This window comes from Amycolatopsis sp. 2-15 (assembly GCF_030285625.1).
Taxonomy (GTDB): Bacteria; Actinomycetota; Actinomycetes; order Mycobacteriales; family Pseudonocardiaceae; genus Amycolatopsis; species Amycolatopsis carbonis.
On the sequence record NZ_CP127294.1, the window covers coordinates 9,288,982 to 9,304,910 of the forward strand.

Genomic DNA, 15,929 nt, shown 5'->3' on the forward strand with positions numbered 1-15,929 from the left:
TCGCGAAGGCAGTGGCCGTGATGGCCGGGGCGGCCGCGGTGTTCGGCGTCGTGTCCGCGGGGGCGGCGAGTGCGGCCGGGCCGCGGATCATCGGTGGGGAGACGGTGGGCTCGGCGCCGTGGGGGGCGCAGGTTTTCTGGGACGACGCCACGGACTTCGGTGGGTTCGAGTGATCCGGCACGATCATCGCGGCGCAGTGGGTGCTCACGGCGCAGCACTGCCTGAACGCCCCCGGCATGCACGTGAAGGTCGGCAACGTCGCGCTCGGCCAGGGCACGGAGGCGGCCGTGGACCAGCAGAAGGCCTCGCCCAACGGGGACATCGCCCTGTTGCACCTGTCGTCCGCGGTGGACGCGACATTCATGAAGCTCGGCGACGCCGACCCGGAAACCGGGGCCACCAACCAGATCTACGGCTGGGGCCGCACCGAGGGCAACAACCCGCCGTCGGACACGCTGATGACCGCGGACGTCAAGGTCACGGGCCAGGGCACCGATGCGTTCAACGGCACGGCCATCACCAGCGAGGGCGTCACGGGCGCCTCGTGGCACGGCGACTCCGGCGGCCCCCAGCTCGCCGACGGTGTCCAGGTCGGCGTGTGCTCCACAGGTGAAAACTCGGGCAGCGACAAGAACGGCACGCAGAACTACGCCAGCGTCGCCGCGAGCCGCGACTGGATCAAGCAGACCGCGGGCGTCTGACTCCGCCGGGAACCGAGCCGCCCGCCGCACTTGTGGCGGGCGGCTCCTTTATTGCGATGCGCCGGCGGGTCTGTTCGGCACACTCGATTCCGTGCTCACCGCCGAGATCGCCTTGGCCGTCCTGTCCCGTCTGCGCGCCGCCGGCTGCCACGCCTGGATCGCCGGCGGCTGGGGTGTCGATGCCTTGCTGGGCCGCGAAACCCGCGCACATTCGGACCTCGACCTGCTGCACCGGGTCGAGGAGGAACCCACGGTTCTCGCGGCGCTCAACGACTTCCCGGAGTCCGAGAACTTCCGCCCGGTGCGGTTCGTCCTCACCCGCCCCGACGGCGCGTCCCTCGACCTGCACCCGCTGCAGTTCGAGGACGACGGCTCCGCCACCCAGGCCGCCGACTCCGCGGGCGGCCTCTTCCGCTATCCGGCGGACTGCTTCGTGACGGGGACGATCGGCGGCGTCACCGTGCCGTGCGTCTCGGTGGCCCAGCAGCTGAGGTTCCACGAAGGGTACGAACCGCGGCCCCACGATCTGGCCGACGTCGCCGCCCTCCGCGCGGAGTTCGGCTCCACGGACTAACCCAGCAGCCCCAGCAACGCGGCCTTGTCCGGCTTTCCCGACGCCGCCATGGGCACCGCGTCGATCACTGTCACCGAAGACGGTACGGCAGCCTCCCCTAGCGAAGACGCGACGAGCGCGCGCAACTCGGCCACGTCCGGATCCCGCCCCGGCGCCGCGACGACAAAGGCGTGCGCCGCTTCGCCCGTGGCCGGGTCGGGGGCCGCGACGACGTAGGCCTGGTCCACGTCGGCGTACGAGGCGAGCGCGCGTTCGATCGGGCCGGTGTAGTGGATGACCGCGTTCACGATCACGACGTCGCGCATGCGGCCCGTCAGGTGGAGGAAGCCCGAAGGGTCGACGTGGCCGATGTCCTGGGTGCGGACCCAGCCGTCCTGCAACACCGAGGCCGTCTGCGAAGGATTGCCCCAGTAGCCCGAGAACTGGCCGGCCGAACGCACGAAGATCTCACCCGAAGCGCCGGGCGCGACCGCGGCCCCCGAAGCGTCGCGGACGGAGATCTCCACGCCGGCACAAGGGCGGCCCGCGGAGCCCAGCGCATCCGGGAACTCGGCTACGTCCGCAGGAGTCAGCACGGTCAGCTTGCCCACCTCGGTCTGGCCGTAGGCCTGCTGCATCCCCGGCCCCACGCGGGAAAACGCCTCGGCCATCAAACCCGGCGCGACGGGTGAGCCGGCCACCACCAGCATCCGCACGGAGCTGAGATCCACGGGGTCTTCTTCAGAAGCCCGCAGCACATCGAGGATCTTGTACAGCCGCGGCACCGTCGTCAGGGCCGCCGTGATGTCCAGCCGCGGCAGGATCCACGGGAAATCGGGGAGCGACTCCGGAATCACCACCGTCCCGCCCGCCAGCAGGCAGGACCGCAGGTGCGTGATCATGACCGCGCTCGTCAAGGTGCCGAACAGCAGGAAACGCCGGTACCGCGCGGCCAGATCCGCGGGCGTCTCCTCAGGACGTTGCTCGATCCCTTGCGCCGTCAACGCTTCGAAGCTGTAGGTCACACCCTTCGGCAACCCCGTGCTGCCGCTGGTGAACACGACCCAGCCGATGTCCGAAGGCCGCCCGGCCGGCACGGGTTCCTCGAAGACCGACAGCAACTCCGGGCCGACCCGCAGGATCTTCGCCCCCGCCGCGGTCGCACGCAGTTCCGGTGTCTCCGACGCTTCGTCGACGACGATCGCCGCCAGGTCGCTCACCACCGTCCGCAGGTGCGCGACCGGCAGGCCCGCGCGGATGCCGACGGTGCGGCACCCCAGCGTCTGCGCGGCGATCTGCGCGGCCCACCCCTCGGGCGTCACGGCGGTGGCGACCCCGACGCCGTCACGGCGCGAGACGCCCGCGCCCCGCAGGGCGGCGACGAAGCGGCCGATCAGATCGCGCGCCTCACCCCGCGTGACCTTTCGCGGGCCGTGCTCGAACGCCACCGCGTCCGGCTCGGAGCTGAGCGCGTCCAGCACCGCCTGCGGAAAGACCATCGCACCATCCTTCGTCCGACCCGGAAAACGCAGGACCATCCCTACCGGAAAGATCTCAGAATTCCGTCAGAGCGTGCACTCTCGGTGAACGCAGCGACAGCGCCACTCCCGCCGCCACCGCCACGATCAGCCCCGCCGCCGCGGACAGCGTCCAGAAGTCCGGCCGGACGATCGACTGGCCGCGCAACGCCTGCCACGTCACCAGAGCGAGCACCCCCGCGTAGCCGCCAACCGCGGTCCACACCAGCCGCCGGCGCACGAGGTCCGACGACAGCACGGGATACCGCCGCGCGAGCGCCGCCAGAGCCAGCGCCATGAGCGGCAACACCTGGATCGCGTGGATGCCCACGAAGTGCGGGATCCGCAGGTCCCCGCCGACGGTGCTCCAGCCGAGCACGGGCAGCCCCGGCCCGCCGTCCGCCAGACCGACCGTGTGCCCGCCGACCATCGGCGGCCGCTCCCCCGCCGCCTTCATCGCCTGCTGCGCCGGGGTCGGCGAGAACATCAGCAACGCCAAGCCCATCCCCACGGCCGCCAGCGCCGTCCCCCACCGCAGCGCCGACGCGAGCGCGCGGTCCGGCAGCTTCTGGAACAGCAGCAGCACGACCGCGGCGGCCGTCGCACCCCACGCCGTGAAGGCGCCGGTGGCGACGAAGTTGTTGATCGTCACGTCGGACGGCGTCGCGTGGTTGAAGTGCAGCGCCCGGTCGCGGATCACGACCTGCCACACCAGCAAGGCCATGTCCATCCCGATGCCCACGGCGAACACCGTGCCGATCCACCACCCGGCCCACCGGCCGCGCCGCAGCAGCGTGAGCAGCCACGCGAGCGTCAGCGAGTACATCCCCACCGACACCGCGAACTTGAACGGTTTCGCCCACAATGGCGCGTTGACGAGCGTGCGATCATCGAACAACAGCCCCAGTGCCGACACCACGAACAGCAGCGCCATCGCCCCCGCGAGCACCACGAGCGGGCGGTGCGGCCGCTCCTTGACCATTCCCCCGAAACTCATGGTCACCAGGGTTGCGCGGGCGCCGGCGGAGGGCACTGGAGAGCGCCCCCGTCCGCGAGGTGGGGAGCGCCCCACCCCATGTAGGTAATAGTGCCGTCAAAGTGACCGGCAGTTGTGCCGTTTGACCACACCTCCGGGTTTTCTAGCGTGACATTCACAACGCGCGGGCAGGGGCAAGCCTCTCGCGCACCGGGATCTTCCGCGAGAGGGAAGGAGGTGGCCCGTCATGTCCAGTCCGGGATTCCAGGCAGATTCCGCTGCGATGACGCGCGCCGTCCAGGGCTTCGAGGAAACCGCGTCGAACGCGAAGACGACCATGGCCAGCTTGGAGTCGGAGCTCACCGAGACTCTGCGCAACTACAAGGGCGACCAGGCCGTGGCGTTCTGGGACCTGCAGCGCCGGCTCCAGGAGAAGATGACGGCCGCTGTGAAGGAGCTCGACACCATGTCGCAGCTCGTGCACACGAGCCACACGAACTACAACACCGGCGACTCGGACGTGCACCAGAGCTTCCAGAGCGTCGGCCACAACCTCGAGGGCGCTTCGGTGATCCCTCGCCTCAACCTTTGAGTCACGGAGAGGACCGGCAAGATGGCTGACGTCGTCGAAATCAACTTCGCCGCGCTGCAGTACAGCTCGGCGTCGCTGGCCGCCAAGGCCAAGGCACTGACCTCGCAGCTGGAGCAGCTGCACCAGAACCTCCAGCCGATCACGGCGACGTGGTACGCCTCCGGCAGCTCCGCCGGTGAGGCCGCCCGCCAGGCCGAGACGCGGCTGCGGCAGGCCACCGCCGACATCGTCGCGATCATCGCGCAGTTCGGCGGCAAGGTGGGCGACGCCCACGACCTGCAGTCGCAGCTGGAGAACCGCAACCAGGGTCTGTTCGCCTGATCCGCTCCCGACGTCGGTCGGCCGGTGCGAGAAACCCCCCGCTCGCACTGGCCGACCGGCTTTCCAGCGTCCGTAATGCACGAGAGGGTCGGGACCGATGCACGACCAGTCGTACTACGTTCACCTCCAATCGCTGAAGGACTTCGTGCGGGAGCTGGAAACCCAGATCCACGCGATGTCCAAGCCCGACGACTTCCTCAGCACGCTCGGCGACCACCCGCTGCTGTTCGGGGAGTTCGGGGAAGCCGGCTCACTCGTCGACGCCCACCGCGCCGCCGTCGCCGAGATGCGGGGACTGCTCGAACAGGTCCGCAGCGCGATCACGTTCGCGCAGGACGTGACCACCACGGTCGCCGACGGTTACGAGCAAGCCGACCAGTCGGTGGCCGGCGATCTCCACCAGTCGGGCAGCGAGACCGGGCTGCTCGATCCGCTGCTTTCGCTGCTGGGCCTCGGGTCCGGCGGCTCGAACAACTCCGGGGGGACGGACGCATGAGCGGGGCGCACACCAACTTCGCCGCGTACACGCACCAGCAGCTGTACGCGATGCTGCAGGCCGGCGACCCCAGCAGTGCCCAGGCCGCGGCCGACCAGTGGAACTCCACCGCGATCGGGCTGCACGAGCAGGCCGAGAACCTGTCGAAGGAGCTCTCGGACTTCTCGGGCGAGTGGACCGGCGGCGCGGCGGACCAATACTCGCACATGATCACCGACCTCGTCGGCGGCATCCGCAAGGTCGCGCAGACCGCGCAGGGCATGCAGCACATGCTCGAAGACGCGGCCGACGCGCTCGTGAAGGCCAAGGCCGAGATGCCGCCGCCGGTTTCGGTGCCCGACGTCTCGCCCGGTGAGGTCGCGCTGGCCGTGAACCCGCCGTTGCTGCCGCCGGACTCGTCGCCGGCCACTCTCGCCGCCGCGGCCCAGCAGCGGCAGCAGGCGATCGCGAACGTCGACGCGCAGCAGCAGGCCGCGAACGCCGCGGGTTCCGCGCACGCCAAGGCGATCGTGGTCATGACCAACCTGGCCACGAACTACACCACCGCCGAGGACTCGATCCCCGTCTCGCCCAACGCGGTCGACACGCCCGCCGCTCCCCCGGCCGGCGGCGGCGCGTCCGGTGGCGGTGCGACCGGCAACGGCCTGGCCGACCCGGGTGTCGTCGTCGGCACCCCGGAAGACTCGCACCCGCTGCCGGCGGACGGCTCCGTGGCCGGGATGCCGGGAGTTCCCGGTTCCGACCCGGCCACCTCAGGCAGTCCGCTGTTCGGCGACATGTTCACCGCGGGTCTCGCGGCGGCTTCGGCGGCGGCGTTCGGGCGGTTCGGCTCGATCATGCCGAAGGTGCCTGCGTGGGCGTCCGGAAAGGACTCCGACGACAAGAAGGACGAGCCGGCCAACACGAAGCTCGGCGGCGGCGCGGGCACCGAAGGCGGCGCCGGCGGCGGCATCCCGATCGGCGGCGGTGACGCGCCTTCGCTCGACGGCGGCGGAATCCCCGGCGGCGGTGGGCTTTCCGGCGGCAGCGACGCCCCGGCGGCGCACTCCGGCCTCGGGGGCGACGGCGGCGCGTCGAACGTCCTCAGTGGACTCGCGGGCGGCGCGGCCGGTGCCGCGGGCGCGGCGGCGAAGAGCGCGATGCCGATGATGCCCATGATGCCGATGGGCATGGGCGCCGGTGGCGACATGGGCTCCGGACGACGGATCCCGGCGTGGCTCGTGGAGACGGAGAACGTGTGGGGCCAGCAGGCGCCCGTGGCTCCGTCGGTGATCGGCGAAGAGCCGGAAACCTACTGATCGGGAGGACGGCTCGGTGACTGCTGCAGTGGACTCCGGGGGTTACCGGGTCGCTCCCGCCATGCTCGACGTGGCCGCGGCGGACCTGGGTGGGCGCGCGGGCGCACTCGAAACGGCACAGAAGGCCTTGGCGGGGGTTTCCGTGCCGGCCACGGCGTTCGGCGAGGTTTCCGCTTCCGCGGACTGCGCCGCGACGTTGAAGAAGACGCTGTCCGAGCTCGGCGAGAAGATCGACGGGCAGGTACAGCGCGCGAAGGTGCTGCAGAACGGGCTCACCGCGTCGGCCGCGGGTTACCGGCGGGCCGACGAGCAGGTGGCGGCTTCGTACCGGTCGTTGCTGCCGGAGGATCCGCTGCCGCCGGTGAGCGGTCCCGTCGGTGCGGCGGCGAGCGGGACGTGGGCCAATGCGATCGCTTCGAACCGCACCAAGGTTTCGGACGCGCTGACGGCGGAGCAGACTCGTTTGCAGCAGTTGCAGTCTTCCGGGGGTGGCGCCGACGACCTCGCGCGCTCGCAGCGCAGGATCGCGCTGTACCAAGACATTCTGGCCAACAACCGCCAGATCCTCCGGTTCGACCCCACTGCCGACGGGCGGATCGCCGAGCTCGTGGGCGCGATCCAGCCGGGGACGCGCAACGTCGGGCTGTTCGTGCCGGGCGTGAACACGCGGCTGGACAACTTCCAGGGTTACGCCGACCTCGGCCGAAGCCTCGTGGCCGCCGACCCGACGGGCCGCACGGCGATGGTCGTCTGGGCCGACGGCGACTTCCCGCAGAACCCCCTGGTCGAGGGCCCGGACGCCAGCTACGCGCAGACGATGGACCCGGACCTCAAGACGTTCGGCGACGAGCTGCGCGGCCAGGTCGACACCCAGACCGGCGGCGCCGCGACCATCACCGCGATCGGCCACAGCTACGGCGGCGCGACCGTCGGACTGGCTGATTCCCAGGGCCTGGCCGTCGACCGCGTGCTCCACGTCGAGTCCGCCGGCATGGGCCACGGCGTCTGGAGCCCGGCCGATCTGCCCGCGAGCCAGGCCGGCGTGCAGCGTTTCTCGATGACCGCGCCACTCGACCCCATCGTGCTCGCTCAGGGCAACGCCTGGGGCGCCGAGTGGACCGGCATCGGCCACGGCGCCGACCCCGACGCGTTCCCGGGCATCACGGACCTCGCGACGGGCAACGACGCGGCCGGCAACGAGCTCTGGGGCCTGTCGTCCCACAGCGACGTGCTCAAGCCCGGCTCCGACTCGTGGACCAACATCTACGGCGTCCTCACCAGCGGCGCTCTCACGACCGTGCCGGGGGTGCAGCGATGACCCTCTCGCTCCTGGCCCACGAGCTCACGGCCGTCATCGACGGCGTCGCCGCCACCTTCGGCCCCGGCGCGATCCCCACGGTCGACGGCGAGCTCGACTGCGACCCCGCCCGCCCGGGCACCCTGATGTGCTGGCAGTACGGCGTCCGCCTCGACCACCGCGGCGACGCGGAACACCAGCTGGCGGAGTCGGTGCTGCCCTCGCTGGAAGCCGCGGGCTGGTCCGTACACGACCGCAGCACCCCCCGCGAACTCATCGCCCGCTTCCACCGCGACGGCGCCGACTTCACCGTCCACGTCGCCCGCGCCGGCGGCGGGGTCGCGATCATCGGCTCGACGCGGTGTGTGGTGCCGGCCTGAGTCTCGCCGGCCGTCTTCGCCTCGACGTCGAGGGCAGCTGAGCGGTCGAACTCTTCGGCACGACAGCGAAACGCGCGCCGCCGCGACGGCTCCAGTCGCCACACCCACCGGGCACGCGGTGTGCCGTGCCGCCCCTCTGCGGTGAGGACCACCGCTCTTGACGAGGAGCGCCGCCCTGCAACGCCGCCTGTATCGCCCCCTTCGCCGTGCCGGATCAGTCGCGTCATCGCGACGGCTTCTGTGATTGCCGGGCCGCGCCGCCTCGACCTGCGAGGCTTTAGCCCCGTCGCCGGATGCGCGGGTAGCAGCCCGACTCGCCAACGCAGCCACCTCGGCGCGCGAGTACCGACCGTGTCGCGCCGGTCGAACCCGGTGGCACAACACCAAACACGCGCCGTTCCGCCAACCGCGCCGAGCCGGTTCCGTGCGGTCTTGGCGGCGGCCTCTGCGCCCTCCGGTGCACGCCGGCTCGACTCGCGGCACGCGCCGCCGCAGTGCTGCGGAGGTATCAGCGCAGCCAGCGTAGGGCGGCTTCGGCGATGTCGTCCGGGGTGCGGTTGAAGGCGATGGCCGCCGCCGGGGCGAGGCGGTGGACGAGGTTCACGAACTGCTCGAAAAGCTCCAGCAACGGCTCGTGACCGCGGATCCCGCCGCCGATGACGATGCAGCCGTAGTCGGCCTGGGACAGGGCGGATTCGATGGCGGACAACGGGTTGTCGTCCGGGGCGACGAGGCAGAGGTCGGACTCGAGGCCGTGGGTGGCGAAGGTCGCTTGGCCGCGCGCGATGGCGGCTTGGACCGGGGCGGGGTCCCAGCCGTCGAGGCGGGTGGGGTCGAGGCCGATCACCAGGACGCGTCGCACGGGTATCAAGACCCGAACCGGGAGGCGCGCCACGAGCGGCGGCGGCCGCGGCGGACGGTGGCGACGGCGAGGCCCGCGGCGGCGGCCACGGCCACCCCGCCGAGGGCGATGGCGGCGGCCGGGACGTCCACGGCCGAGGTGCGCGGGGCCGGCGCAGGGGCGACGGCGGGCATGGCCACCGGAGCGACGGACCCACCCGGGCCCGCGACGGAAGCCGGCAGCGTCGACGAAACGGCGGCGTAAGCGTCCACCACGCCCCAGCCCCGGCGGGGGTCGTGGCCGCCCGACGGGGGGCGCGAGGCGGTGAGGGTCAGGCGGGTCACGACCTGGTCGCCGGTGAAGTCCGGGTGGGCGGCGCGCACCAGGGCGGCGACGCCGGCGACGTAGGCGGCGGCCAGGCCCGGGTCCGTCACCGGCCAGCGGTGGGCGACGGCGCCGCCCGCGCCGGCCGAGGTGCTGACCAGGTCGGCGCCCGGGGCGGCGACGCCGAGGTAGTCGCCGGCTTCGGTCTGGACCGGGGCGCCCGCCTGGTTGGTGGAGCCGACGGCGAGCACGCCCGACGAAGCGGTGGGATAGGTGTGCGCGCCCTGCTGGGTGCCGGCCGCGGCGGAGACCACGACGGCGCCGAGGGAGTGCGCACGGGCAACCGCCGCGTCCAAAGCCGGGCTGTCGAAGGCCGCCGGTACGGCGATGAGCAAAACGCCGGCGCCCCGGTCGAGGGCCGTGTCCATGGCGCCCGCCAGAGCGCCCGGGTCGCCGCCCTCGTGGGAAGACCCGTCGACGTACTGCAGCGGCACGAGCTTCGCGCCGGGTGCGACGCCGACGAAAGTCGTTTCCCCCGAAGGCTGCGCGGCGACGATCCCCGCGGCGATGGTGCCGCGGCCGTCGCAGTCGGACGGGGCCGTGCCGGGGCCGGTGAGGACCTGGCCGGGCGCGAACTGGCCGTTCTGGGCGTCGATTCCCGTGCCGATCACGGCCACGACCTGGCCGTCGCCGCGGGTGACCGGCCACAGGCGCGGCGGGTCGACGAGCCGCTGGCCCCACGACACCGCGCCGGTGTAGGTGCCGGACGGGTTCGCGCACGCCCCCACCGCGCTCGCGGACCCGGCGACACCGACGGACGACAGGGAAGACACCGCCACCAGACCGGCCACGGCGAAGACGGCTGGCCACCTCACCGCGGCACCCTCCCGGAGAATCTCGCTGTCCGACAACGGGATTCTAGTCGAGCGGGCGCCGCGGCAACAGGTTCAGCGCAGGTCCATCCCGAGGTCCAGCGCGGGCGAAGAGTGCGTGAGCGCGCCCACCGCGAAGTAGTCCACACCGGACTCGGCGTAGGCCCTAGCACGGTCGAGGGTGAGGCCACCAGAGGATTCCAGCCGCGTTTTCGGCGAAACGGCGTTGCGCCGCTCCACGGCCTTCGCGCAGTCCTGCGGCGTGAAGTTGTCCAGCAGCACCTCGTCGGCACCCGCGGCGAGCGCCTCCTCCAGCTGCGCCAGGTCGTCGACCTCCACCTCGCACGCCAGCTCCGGCGCGAGCTCGCGTGCCGCCGCCAGCGCGGCCGTGACCGAACCCGCGGCGACGACGTGGTTGTCCTTGATCAGCACGGCGTCGCCAAGGCCCATCCGGTGGTTCACTCCGCCACCACAGCGCACGGCGTACTTCTCCAGCAGCCGCAGGCCCGGCGTCGTCTTGCGGGTGTCGCGGATCGCCGTGCCCGAACCCTCCACTTCGGACACCCAGCGGGCGGTCGCCGTCGCGATGCCCGAGAGGCGGCAGACGAGGTTCAGCGCCGTCCGCTCGGCCGTCAGCAGGCCGCGCACTGTGCCCCGCACCGCGAGCGCGGGCTCGCGCGCCGCCACCCGCGACCCGTCGGGCCGGCTGGACACCACCTCGTAGTCCGAACCCAGCACCGTGTCGAACACCGCCAGCACCACGGGCAGCCCCGCCACGACGCCCGGCGAACGCGGCGTCAGCTCGGCAACCGCGCGCGCGTCGGCCGGGACGGTCGACGCCGTGGTGGCGTCCGGCCCGTAACGCAGGTCTTCCTCGAGCGCCGTGGTCACCACGCGGCGGACGTCGGCCACCTCGAGCCCCGCGTCCACGAGGGCACGCGAGACGGTGTCGGAAAACGGGAACAACTCGGTCATGCCGCACCTTCCAGGGCGATCGGGTCGGCCAGCACGGGCTGGCCGGAGGGGCTGAGCCGGATGAGCTGGCTGCGCTGCCAGGCTTCGGCGCGCGCAGGGAAGTCGGACCGCACGTGACAGCCGCGCGACTCGGTGCGCCGCGCCGCCGCCGCGAGCAGCGCCTGCGCCACCACGGTGAGCGACGCGTCCTCCACGGCCGCGTGCGTCCACAACGGACTGTCCTGCGTGGACAGATCCAGCACGGAACCCGCCGCCGCCAGGCCATCGGCGTCGCGGCCGATCGCGGCGTAGCGGCTCATCACGCGCTGCAGAGCGTCGCGCTCGGCCGCCGGCGCCGAGGTCCGCGAGGGCAAGCGCCCGCGCGACGGGTCGGGCAGCACTCCGGCAGCGAGATCGGCGGCCACGGCCTGCGCCACACGGTGCCCCACCACGAGGCCTTCGAGCAGGCTGTTGGACGCCAGCCGGTTGGCCCCGTGCAGCCCGGTGCGGGCCACCTCCCCCGCGGCGTACAGCCCGGTCACGCTCGAGCGTCCGTCCACAGTGGTCACCACGCCGCCGCACGCGAAGTGCGCCGCGGGCGTCACCGGGATCGCGTCGACGGCCGGGTCGAGGCCCAGCACCGCGCACGCCGCGTGCACGGTCGGGAACCGCTTCGCGAAGCCGGAAATCCCGGTGGCGTCGAGGAAAACGTGGTCGTCGACGCCGCCCGGCGCCAGCCCCATCCGCCGCGTGATCGCGGCCGACACGACGTCACGCGGAGCCAGGTCGCCCAGTGGGTGCACCCCGGCCATCACCGGCCGGCCGGCCCCGTCGACGAGCGTCGCGCCTTCCCCGCGCACGGCCTCAGTGACGAGCGGGCACCGGCCGCGCGCCCCCGGCGTGTAGAGCACCGTCGGGTGGAACTGCACGAACTCGACGTCGGCCACGGTCGCGCCCGCCCGCAGCGCGAGCGCCAGGCCGTCGCCGGTCGCGATCTCCGGGTTGGACGTCGCCTGGTAGAGCTGGCCGAACCCGCCGCTGGCCAGCAGCACGGCCGAAGCCCGCACCACGCCGGGTACGCCGTCGCGGTCCAGCACGGTCACGCCCGCGACCTCACCCAGGGGCGTGAGCAACGCGTCGACCGCAATGTGGTGCTGCAGCACCGGCACGCGCCGGTCGCCCGCCTGCGCCACCAAAGTGCGCTCCACCTCGGCGCCCGTGGCGTCGCCGCCCGCGTGGATCACGCGGAACGCGCTGTGGCCGCCCTCGCGGGCGCGCGCCAACCCCTCGGCGCCGGCGTCGAACTGCGCCCCGCTGGCCCGCAGCCACTCCACGGCCGCCGGGCCGCCGTCGAGGATCGACCGCACCGCGTCCTCGTCGCAAAGGCCGGCGCCCGCGGTGAAGGTGTCTTCGGCGTGCTTCGCGACCGAGTCGCCGCGGTCGTGCTCGCCTTCCAGCACCACCGCGACGCCACCCTGGGCCCAGCGCGTGTTGCCGTCGGACACCGCCGCCTTGGTCACCACGAGCACGTGCAGCCCGAGCTCCTGCGCCCGCAGCGCGGCGGTCAGCCCGGCCACCCCGCTGCCCACCACGACGAGGTCCGCCCGGGCTTCCCACACCGGGGTTTTCGCCTGTAAAGCGTTAACCGGGGTGGTCATTCGCCGCCGCCGGGCTGCCCGATTTCGATCATCCGCTGCACCGAGGCCCGCGCCCGGGCGGCCGTCTCGAGGTCCACGTGGACCTCGTCCGCGCCTTCGCGCAGGCTCCGCAGCAGCGCGGCGGGCGTGATCATCTTCATGTACCGGCAGGACGCCCGATCGTTCACCGCGCGGAAGTCGATCTCCGGCGCGGCCTTGCGCAGCTGGTGGATCATGCCGATCTCGGTCGCCACCAGCACCGAGCGGGCCTTGGTGTCCCGAGCCGCGTGCACCATGTCGCCGGTGGACAGGATCTTCACGCGCTCCGGCGCCACCGCGCCCTCGCCCGCGAGGTAGAGCGCCGAGGTCGCGCAGCCGCACTCGGGGTGGATGAACAGGTCGGCGTCGGGGTTCTCCGCGGCCCGCGCGGCCAGCTCGGCCCCGTTGATGCCGGCGTGGACGTGGCACTCGCCGGCCCAGATGTGCATGTTCTGCCGGCCCGTCACGCGCTTCACGTGCGCGCCGAGGAACTGGTCGGGCAGGAAGAGAACTTCCTGGTCAGCGGGGATCGACGCCACCACGTCGACCGCGTTCGACGACGTGCAGCAGATGTCCGTCTCGGCCTTCACCTCGGCCGTGGTGTTCACGTACGACACCACAACCGCGCCCGGGTGCTCGGCCTTCCAGGCCCGCAGCTCGGCGCCGGAGATGGAGTCGGCGAGCGAGCAGCCGGCCCGCGCGTCGGGGATGAGCACCGTCTTCTGCGGCGCCAGGATTTTCGCGGTCTCGGCCATGAAGTGCACGCCGCAGAAGACGATCGTGGACGCGTCGCTGCTCGCCGCGATGCGGCTCAGCGCCAGCGAGTCGCCGGTGAAGTCGGCGATGTCCTGGATCTCGGGCACCTGGTAGTTGTGCGCGAGCAGCACCGCGTCGCGCTTGCGAGCGAGCGCCCGCACCTCGTCCGCCCAGTCCGCGTTCGCCTCCACCCCGCCGTACGGGGTCAGGTCCTGCTCATCAACCGTGGTGGTCATGTCTGGCCCTCCTGGACCGTCGACTGGTTTTCGCCTTATAATCGAAAACCGTGCGAAGTCATCTTAACACCCAGACCCCCCTGGCCCACGAGGTTCTGTGCGCCGTCCTGCAAGTGCGCTCGGACACACTGCGCGTGCTCCTGTGGCAGCGCGCGCTCGACCCGCACCTGGGCCGCTGGTCGCTCCCCGGCGGCCGGCTGCGCCCCGACGAGGACGTCGAAACCTCGATCCGCCGCCAGCTCGCGGAGAAGGTCGACGTGCGCCAGCTCAAGCACGTGGAGCAGCTATCGGTCTTCAGCGCGCCCGACCGCGTGCCGGGACCGCGGGTGGTCGCCACGGCGTTCCTGGGCCTCGTGCCATCGGACGTCGATCCGGAGGTGCCCGAGGACACCCAGTGGCACGACGTGACCGCGCTGCCGCGCACCGCGTTCGACCACGAAGCCATCGTGCTGCGCGCCCGCGACCGGCTGCGCTCGAAGCTCAGCTACACCAACCTCGGCTTCGCCCTGGCGCCCGAGCAGTTCACGATCTCCGCCCTGCGCGGGCTCTACTCCGCCGCACTGGGCTACCGGGTGTCCGCGACGAACCTGCAGCGCGTGCTGTCACGCCGGGGACTCCTCGTGCCCACCGGGGACACCGCGTCACCCGGTCGGGCCGGCGGGCGCCCGGCGGCGCTGTTCTCCTTCGCGGGCAAAGGGATGCAGATCACGGACCCGTTCGCAGTCCTCAAGCCGCCGCCGAAAAGGTGACGGACTGCGAGCGTGCCCCCTTACCCGTACGGTGGACGCGTGACCGAGCCGGAGCAGGAGCAGAACCCCAGCGGGACAGCGACACTGCCGTTGTTCCCGCTGCAGACCGTGCTGCTCCCCGGTACGCATCTGCCGTTGCACATCTTCGAACCGCGCTACCGACAGCTGACCGCGGACCTCGTGGGCGGCGCCGTGCCGGGTCGGGAATTCGGTGTGGTCGCGCTGCGCGCCCCGCTCGTGCGGGAGGTACGTGGTCTGGACCATGTGTACGACGTGGGCTGCAGCACCGTGCTGCGCGAAGCGAAACGGCTGCCGGACGGGCGCTACGACGTGGTCACCAAGGCCGCCCGCCGCTTCCGCCTGCGCGAGCTCGACTGCACCTCGGCGCCCTACCTGATGGGCGTGGTCGACTGGTTGCCCGACGACGCCGTGCCCGCCAGCGCGGCCGAACCCGCGCAGCGCCTCGGCGAGGTCGCGCGGGCCGCCCACCGGCGTTACTGCGAGGCCGCGTGGCACGACGACGACTGGAACACGCCGGACGACAACGCCGACGTGAACGAGCTGGCCTACCAGCTCGCCGCCGACTGCCTGCTGCCCCTGGAAGACCGCCAGCTGCTGCTGGAGGAGACGCACCCGTTGCGGCGCCTGCGCATCGTCTGCCGGCTGCTCACGCGCGAGACGTGGTTCCTGGACACGCTCAGCGCCGTGCCGCTGCCGCCGACCGAGTTCGCCGACTTCTCGAAGCCGGCCAACCTCAACTAGCCGCGACCCAAAGCCTCAGCCGAGGCGGCGGCCGAGATCCTCGCGCCCGTTCCAGGCCGCGAGCAGCGCGTAGACGAGCGAGGTCATCAACGGGGCCGCCACCCAGATCCACCCGGACTCCAGCTGCGGCGCCGCCGAGATCACCGCGCCCAGCGCGGGCGCCGTGTCGATGGCGTACTTCGAGTTCACGAACGCCACGCCGATCTGCGTGCCGAGCCAGCCGGCCAGCGCGGCACCCGCGGCGGCGGCCACGAAAACGACCGGGCCGCGGCGTTCACGCATCAGCCACACGATCACGCCGATCAGCAGCCCCGTGGCCAGCGCCAGGAAGCCGTAGATGGCGAGGTCATCGAACCGGTGCCAGCTCTCCAGCTCCAGCGGCACGCGCTGCCCGTCGGCGGTGACCACGCGCTCGCGCTGCGCTGGGGCCATCAGCGACCACAGCCAGCCGAGCGGGATGCCCAGCAGGCCCGCCGTCGACAGCACGCTCACCGCCGGCAGCAGGTCGGCCTTCACCACGACCTTGGGCCGCGCCCGGTGCGGTGGGAAGAGGTTCGGCACCGACCAGGCGTCGGCCACGGCGGACGACCGGTGTGCTGCCTTGCCCGCGGAATCGACCACCCCGGAC

Annotated in this window: 17 protein-coding genes and 1 pseudogene; 10 read left to right on the forward strand and 8 right to left on the reverse strand. The window is 72.3% G+C overall.

The annotated features are described in order from the left end of the window. Positions 1-20 precede the first annotated feature (20 nt). Positions 21-701: pseudogene (locus QRX50_RS45805) on the forward strand (S1 family peptidase). A gap of 91 nt (positions 702-792) precedes the next feature. Beyond that, entirely contained in the window at positions 793-1,275 is a 483-nt protein-coding gene (locus tag QRX50_RS45810) for a nucleotidyltransferase domain-containing protein (RefSeq protein WP_285969300.1), read from the forward strand. Here QRX50_RS45810 and QRX50_RS45815 read toward each other — a convergent pair. Both QRX50_RS45815 and QRX50_RS45820 read right to left on the reverse strand, forming a co-directional pair. Next, a complete protein-coding gene (locus QRX50_RS45815; protein ID WP_285969301.1) occupies positions 1,272-2,753 on the reverse strand; it encodes a class I adenylate-forming enzyme family protein in 1,482 nt (493 codons plus the stop codon). The genes QRX50_RS45810 and QRX50_RS45815 overlap by 4 nt on opposite strands. A gap of 55 nt (positions 2,754-2,808) precedes the next feature. Beyond that, on the reverse strand, positions 2,809-3,768 hold the full coding sequence (locus QRX50_RS45820; RefSeq protein ID WP_285969302.1) for a hypothetical protein: 960 nt from the start codon (positions 3,766-3,768) through the stop codon (positions 2,809-2,811). Between the two features lie 226 nt (positions 3,769-3,994). On the opposite strand from QRX50_RS45820, the gene QRX50_RS45825 reads away from it, so the two are divergent. The 6 genes from QRX50_RS45825 (at position 3,995) to QRX50_RS45850 (ending at position 8,131) form a co-directional block, all read left to right on the forward strand. Then, positions 3,995-4,339: a WXG100 family type VII secretion target gene (locus tag QRX50_RS45825; RefSeq protein ID WP_220237978.1), complete on the forward strand. Its 345-nt coding sequence runs from the start codon at positions 3,995-3,997 to the stop codon at positions 4,337-4,339. A gap of 21 nt (positions 4,340-4,360) precedes the next feature. Further along, positions 4,361-4,660 carry a hypothetical protein gene (locus QRX50_RS45830; protein ID WP_285969303.1) on the forward strand — a complete coding sequence of 100 codons (300 nt, stop codon included), beginning with the start codon at positions 4,361-4,363 and terminating at the stop codon, positions 4,658-4,660. 97 nt (positions 4,661-4,757) lie between these two features. After that, positions 4,758-5,156: a hypothetical protein gene (locus QRX50_RS45835; RefSeq protein ID WP_285969304.1), complete on the forward strand. Its 399-nt coding sequence runs from the start codon at positions 4,758-4,760 to the stop codon at positions 5,154-5,156. Beyond that, complete coding sequence (locus tag QRX50_RS45840) at positions 5,153-6,454, forward strand: WXG100 family type VII secretion target (RefSeq protein WP_285969305.1); 1,302 nt, start codon at positions 5,153-5,155, stop codon at positions 6,452-6,454. Before QRX50_RS45835 ends, QRX50_RS45840 begins: the two co-directional genes overlap by 4 nt. 16 nt (positions 6,455-6,470) lie before the next feature. Next, a complete protein-coding gene (locus QRX50_RS45845; protein WP_285969306.1) occupies positions 6,471-7,772 on the forward strand; it encodes an alpha/beta hydrolase in 1,302 nt (433 codons plus the stop codon). Then, on the forward strand, positions 7,769-8,131 hold the full coding sequence (locus QRX50_RS45850; RefSeq protein WP_285969307.1) for a hypothetical protein: 363 nt from the start codon (positions 7,769-7,771) through the stop codon (positions 8,129-8,131). Before QRX50_RS45845 ends, QRX50_RS45850 begins: the two co-directional genes overlap by 4 nt. 508 nt (positions 8,132-8,639) lie before the next feature. Here the strand turns inward: QRX50_RS45850 and QRX50_RS45855 are convergent. From QRX50_RS45855 to nadA, 5 genes are all read right to left on the reverse strand, one after another. Further along, complete coding sequence (locus QRX50_RS45855; protein ID WP_285969308.1) at positions 8,640-8,993, reverse strand: hypothetical protein; 354 nt, start codon at positions 8,991-8,993, stop codon at positions 8,640-8,642. A 5-nt stretch (positions 8,994-8,998) separates the two neighbouring features. Then, positions 8,999-10,171: a S8 family serine peptidase gene (locus tag QRX50_RS45860; protein ID WP_285969309.1), complete on the reverse strand. Its 1,173-nt coding sequence runs from the start codon at positions 10,169-10,171 to the stop codon at positions 8,999-9,001. Between the two features lie 72 nt (positions 10,172-10,243). Next, a complete protein-coding gene (gene nadC, locus QRX50_RS45865) occupies positions 10,244-11,143 on the reverse strand; it encodes a carboxylating nicotinate-nucleotide diphosphorylase (protein WP_285969310.1) in 900 nt (299 codons plus the stop codon). Next, positions 11,140-12,780, reverse strand: a complete 1,641-nt coding sequence (locus tag QRX50_RS45870; protein WP_285969311.1) for an L-aspartate oxidase — start codon at positions 12,778-12,780, stop codon at positions 11,140-11,142. Before QRX50_RS45870 ends, nadC begins: the two co-directional genes overlap by 4 nt. Beyond that, on the reverse strand, positions 12,777-13,790 hold the full coding sequence (gene nadA / locus QRX50_RS45875; RefSeq protein ID WP_285969312.1) for a quinolinate synthase NadA: 1,014 nt from the start codon (positions 13,788-13,790) through the stop codon (positions 12,777-12,779). The genes QRX50_RS45870 and nadA overlap by 4 nt, the downstream gene beginning before the upstream one ends. Before the next feature lie 113 nt (positions 13,791-13,903). Here nadA and QRX50_RS45880 point away from each other — a divergent pair, with 113 nt between their 5' ends. Further along, positions 13,904-14,539 (forward strand): NUDIX hydrolase, encoded by a 636-nt coding sequence (locus QRX50_RS45880; protein ID WP_285974736.1) that lies wholly within the window; start codon positions 13,904-13,906, stop codon positions 14,537-14,539. Between the two features lie 39 nt (positions 14,540-14,578). Further along, positions 14,579-15,301, forward strand: coding sequence for an LON peptidase substrate-binding domain-containing protein (locus QRX50_RS45885; protein WP_285969313.1), 723 nt, complete (start codon positions 14,579-14,581; stop codon positions 15,299-15,301). A 15-nt stretch (positions 15,302-15,316) separates the two neighbouring features. On the opposite strand, the gene QRX50_RS45890 is transcribed toward QRX50_RS45885, so the two are convergent. Further along, positions 15,317-15,922, reverse strand: a complete 606-nt coding sequence (locus tag QRX50_RS45890) for a DUF2567 domain-containing protein (RefSeq protein WP_285969314.1) — start codon at positions 15,920-15,922, stop codon at positions 15,317-15,319. Positions 15,923-15,929 lie beyond the last annotated feature (7 nt).

Bases quoted from the DNA above. Each gene is read 5' to 3' on its own strand.
- QRX50_RS45815 (WP_285969301.1), bottom strand. From the start codon at position 2,753: ATGGTCTTTCCGCAGGCGGTGCTGGACGCGCTCAGCTCCGAGCCGGAC.
- QRX50_RS45820 (WP_285969302.1), bottom strand. From the start codon at position 3,768: ATGAGTTTCGGGGGAATGGTCAAGGAGCGGCCGCACCGCCCGCTCGTG.
- QRX50_RS45825 (WP_220237978.1), top strand. From the start codon at position 3,995: ATGTCCAGTCCGGGATTCCAGGCAGATTCCGCTGCGATGACGCGCGCC.
- QRX50_RS45830 (WP_285969303.1), top strand. From the start codon at position 4,361: ATGGCTGACGTCGTCGAAATCAACTTCGCCGCGCTGCAGTACAGCTCG.
- QRX50_RS45835 (WP_285969304.1), top strand. From the start codon at position 4,758: ATGCACGACCAGTCGTACTACGTTCACCTCCAATCGCTGAAGGACTTC.
- QRX50_RS45840 (WP_285969305.1), top strand. From the start codon at position 5,153: ATGAGCGGGGCGCACACCAACTTCGCCGCGTACACGCACCAGCAGCTG.
- QRX50_RS45850 (WP_285969307.1), top strand. From the start codon at position 7,769: ATGACCCTCTCGCTCCTGGCCCACGAGCTCACGGCCGTCATCGACGGC.
- nadC (WP_285969310.1), bottom strand. From the start codon at position 11,143: ATGACCGAGTTGTTCCCGTTTTCCGACACCGTCTCGCGTGCCCTCGTG.
- QRX50_RS45870 (WP_285969311.1), bottom strand. From the start codon at position 12,780: ATGACCACCCCGGTTAACGCTTTACAGGCGAAAACCCCGGTGTGGGAA.
- nadA (WP_285969312.1), bottom strand. From the start codon at position 13,790: ATGACCACCACGGTTGATGAGCAGGACCTGACCCCGTACGGCGGGGTG.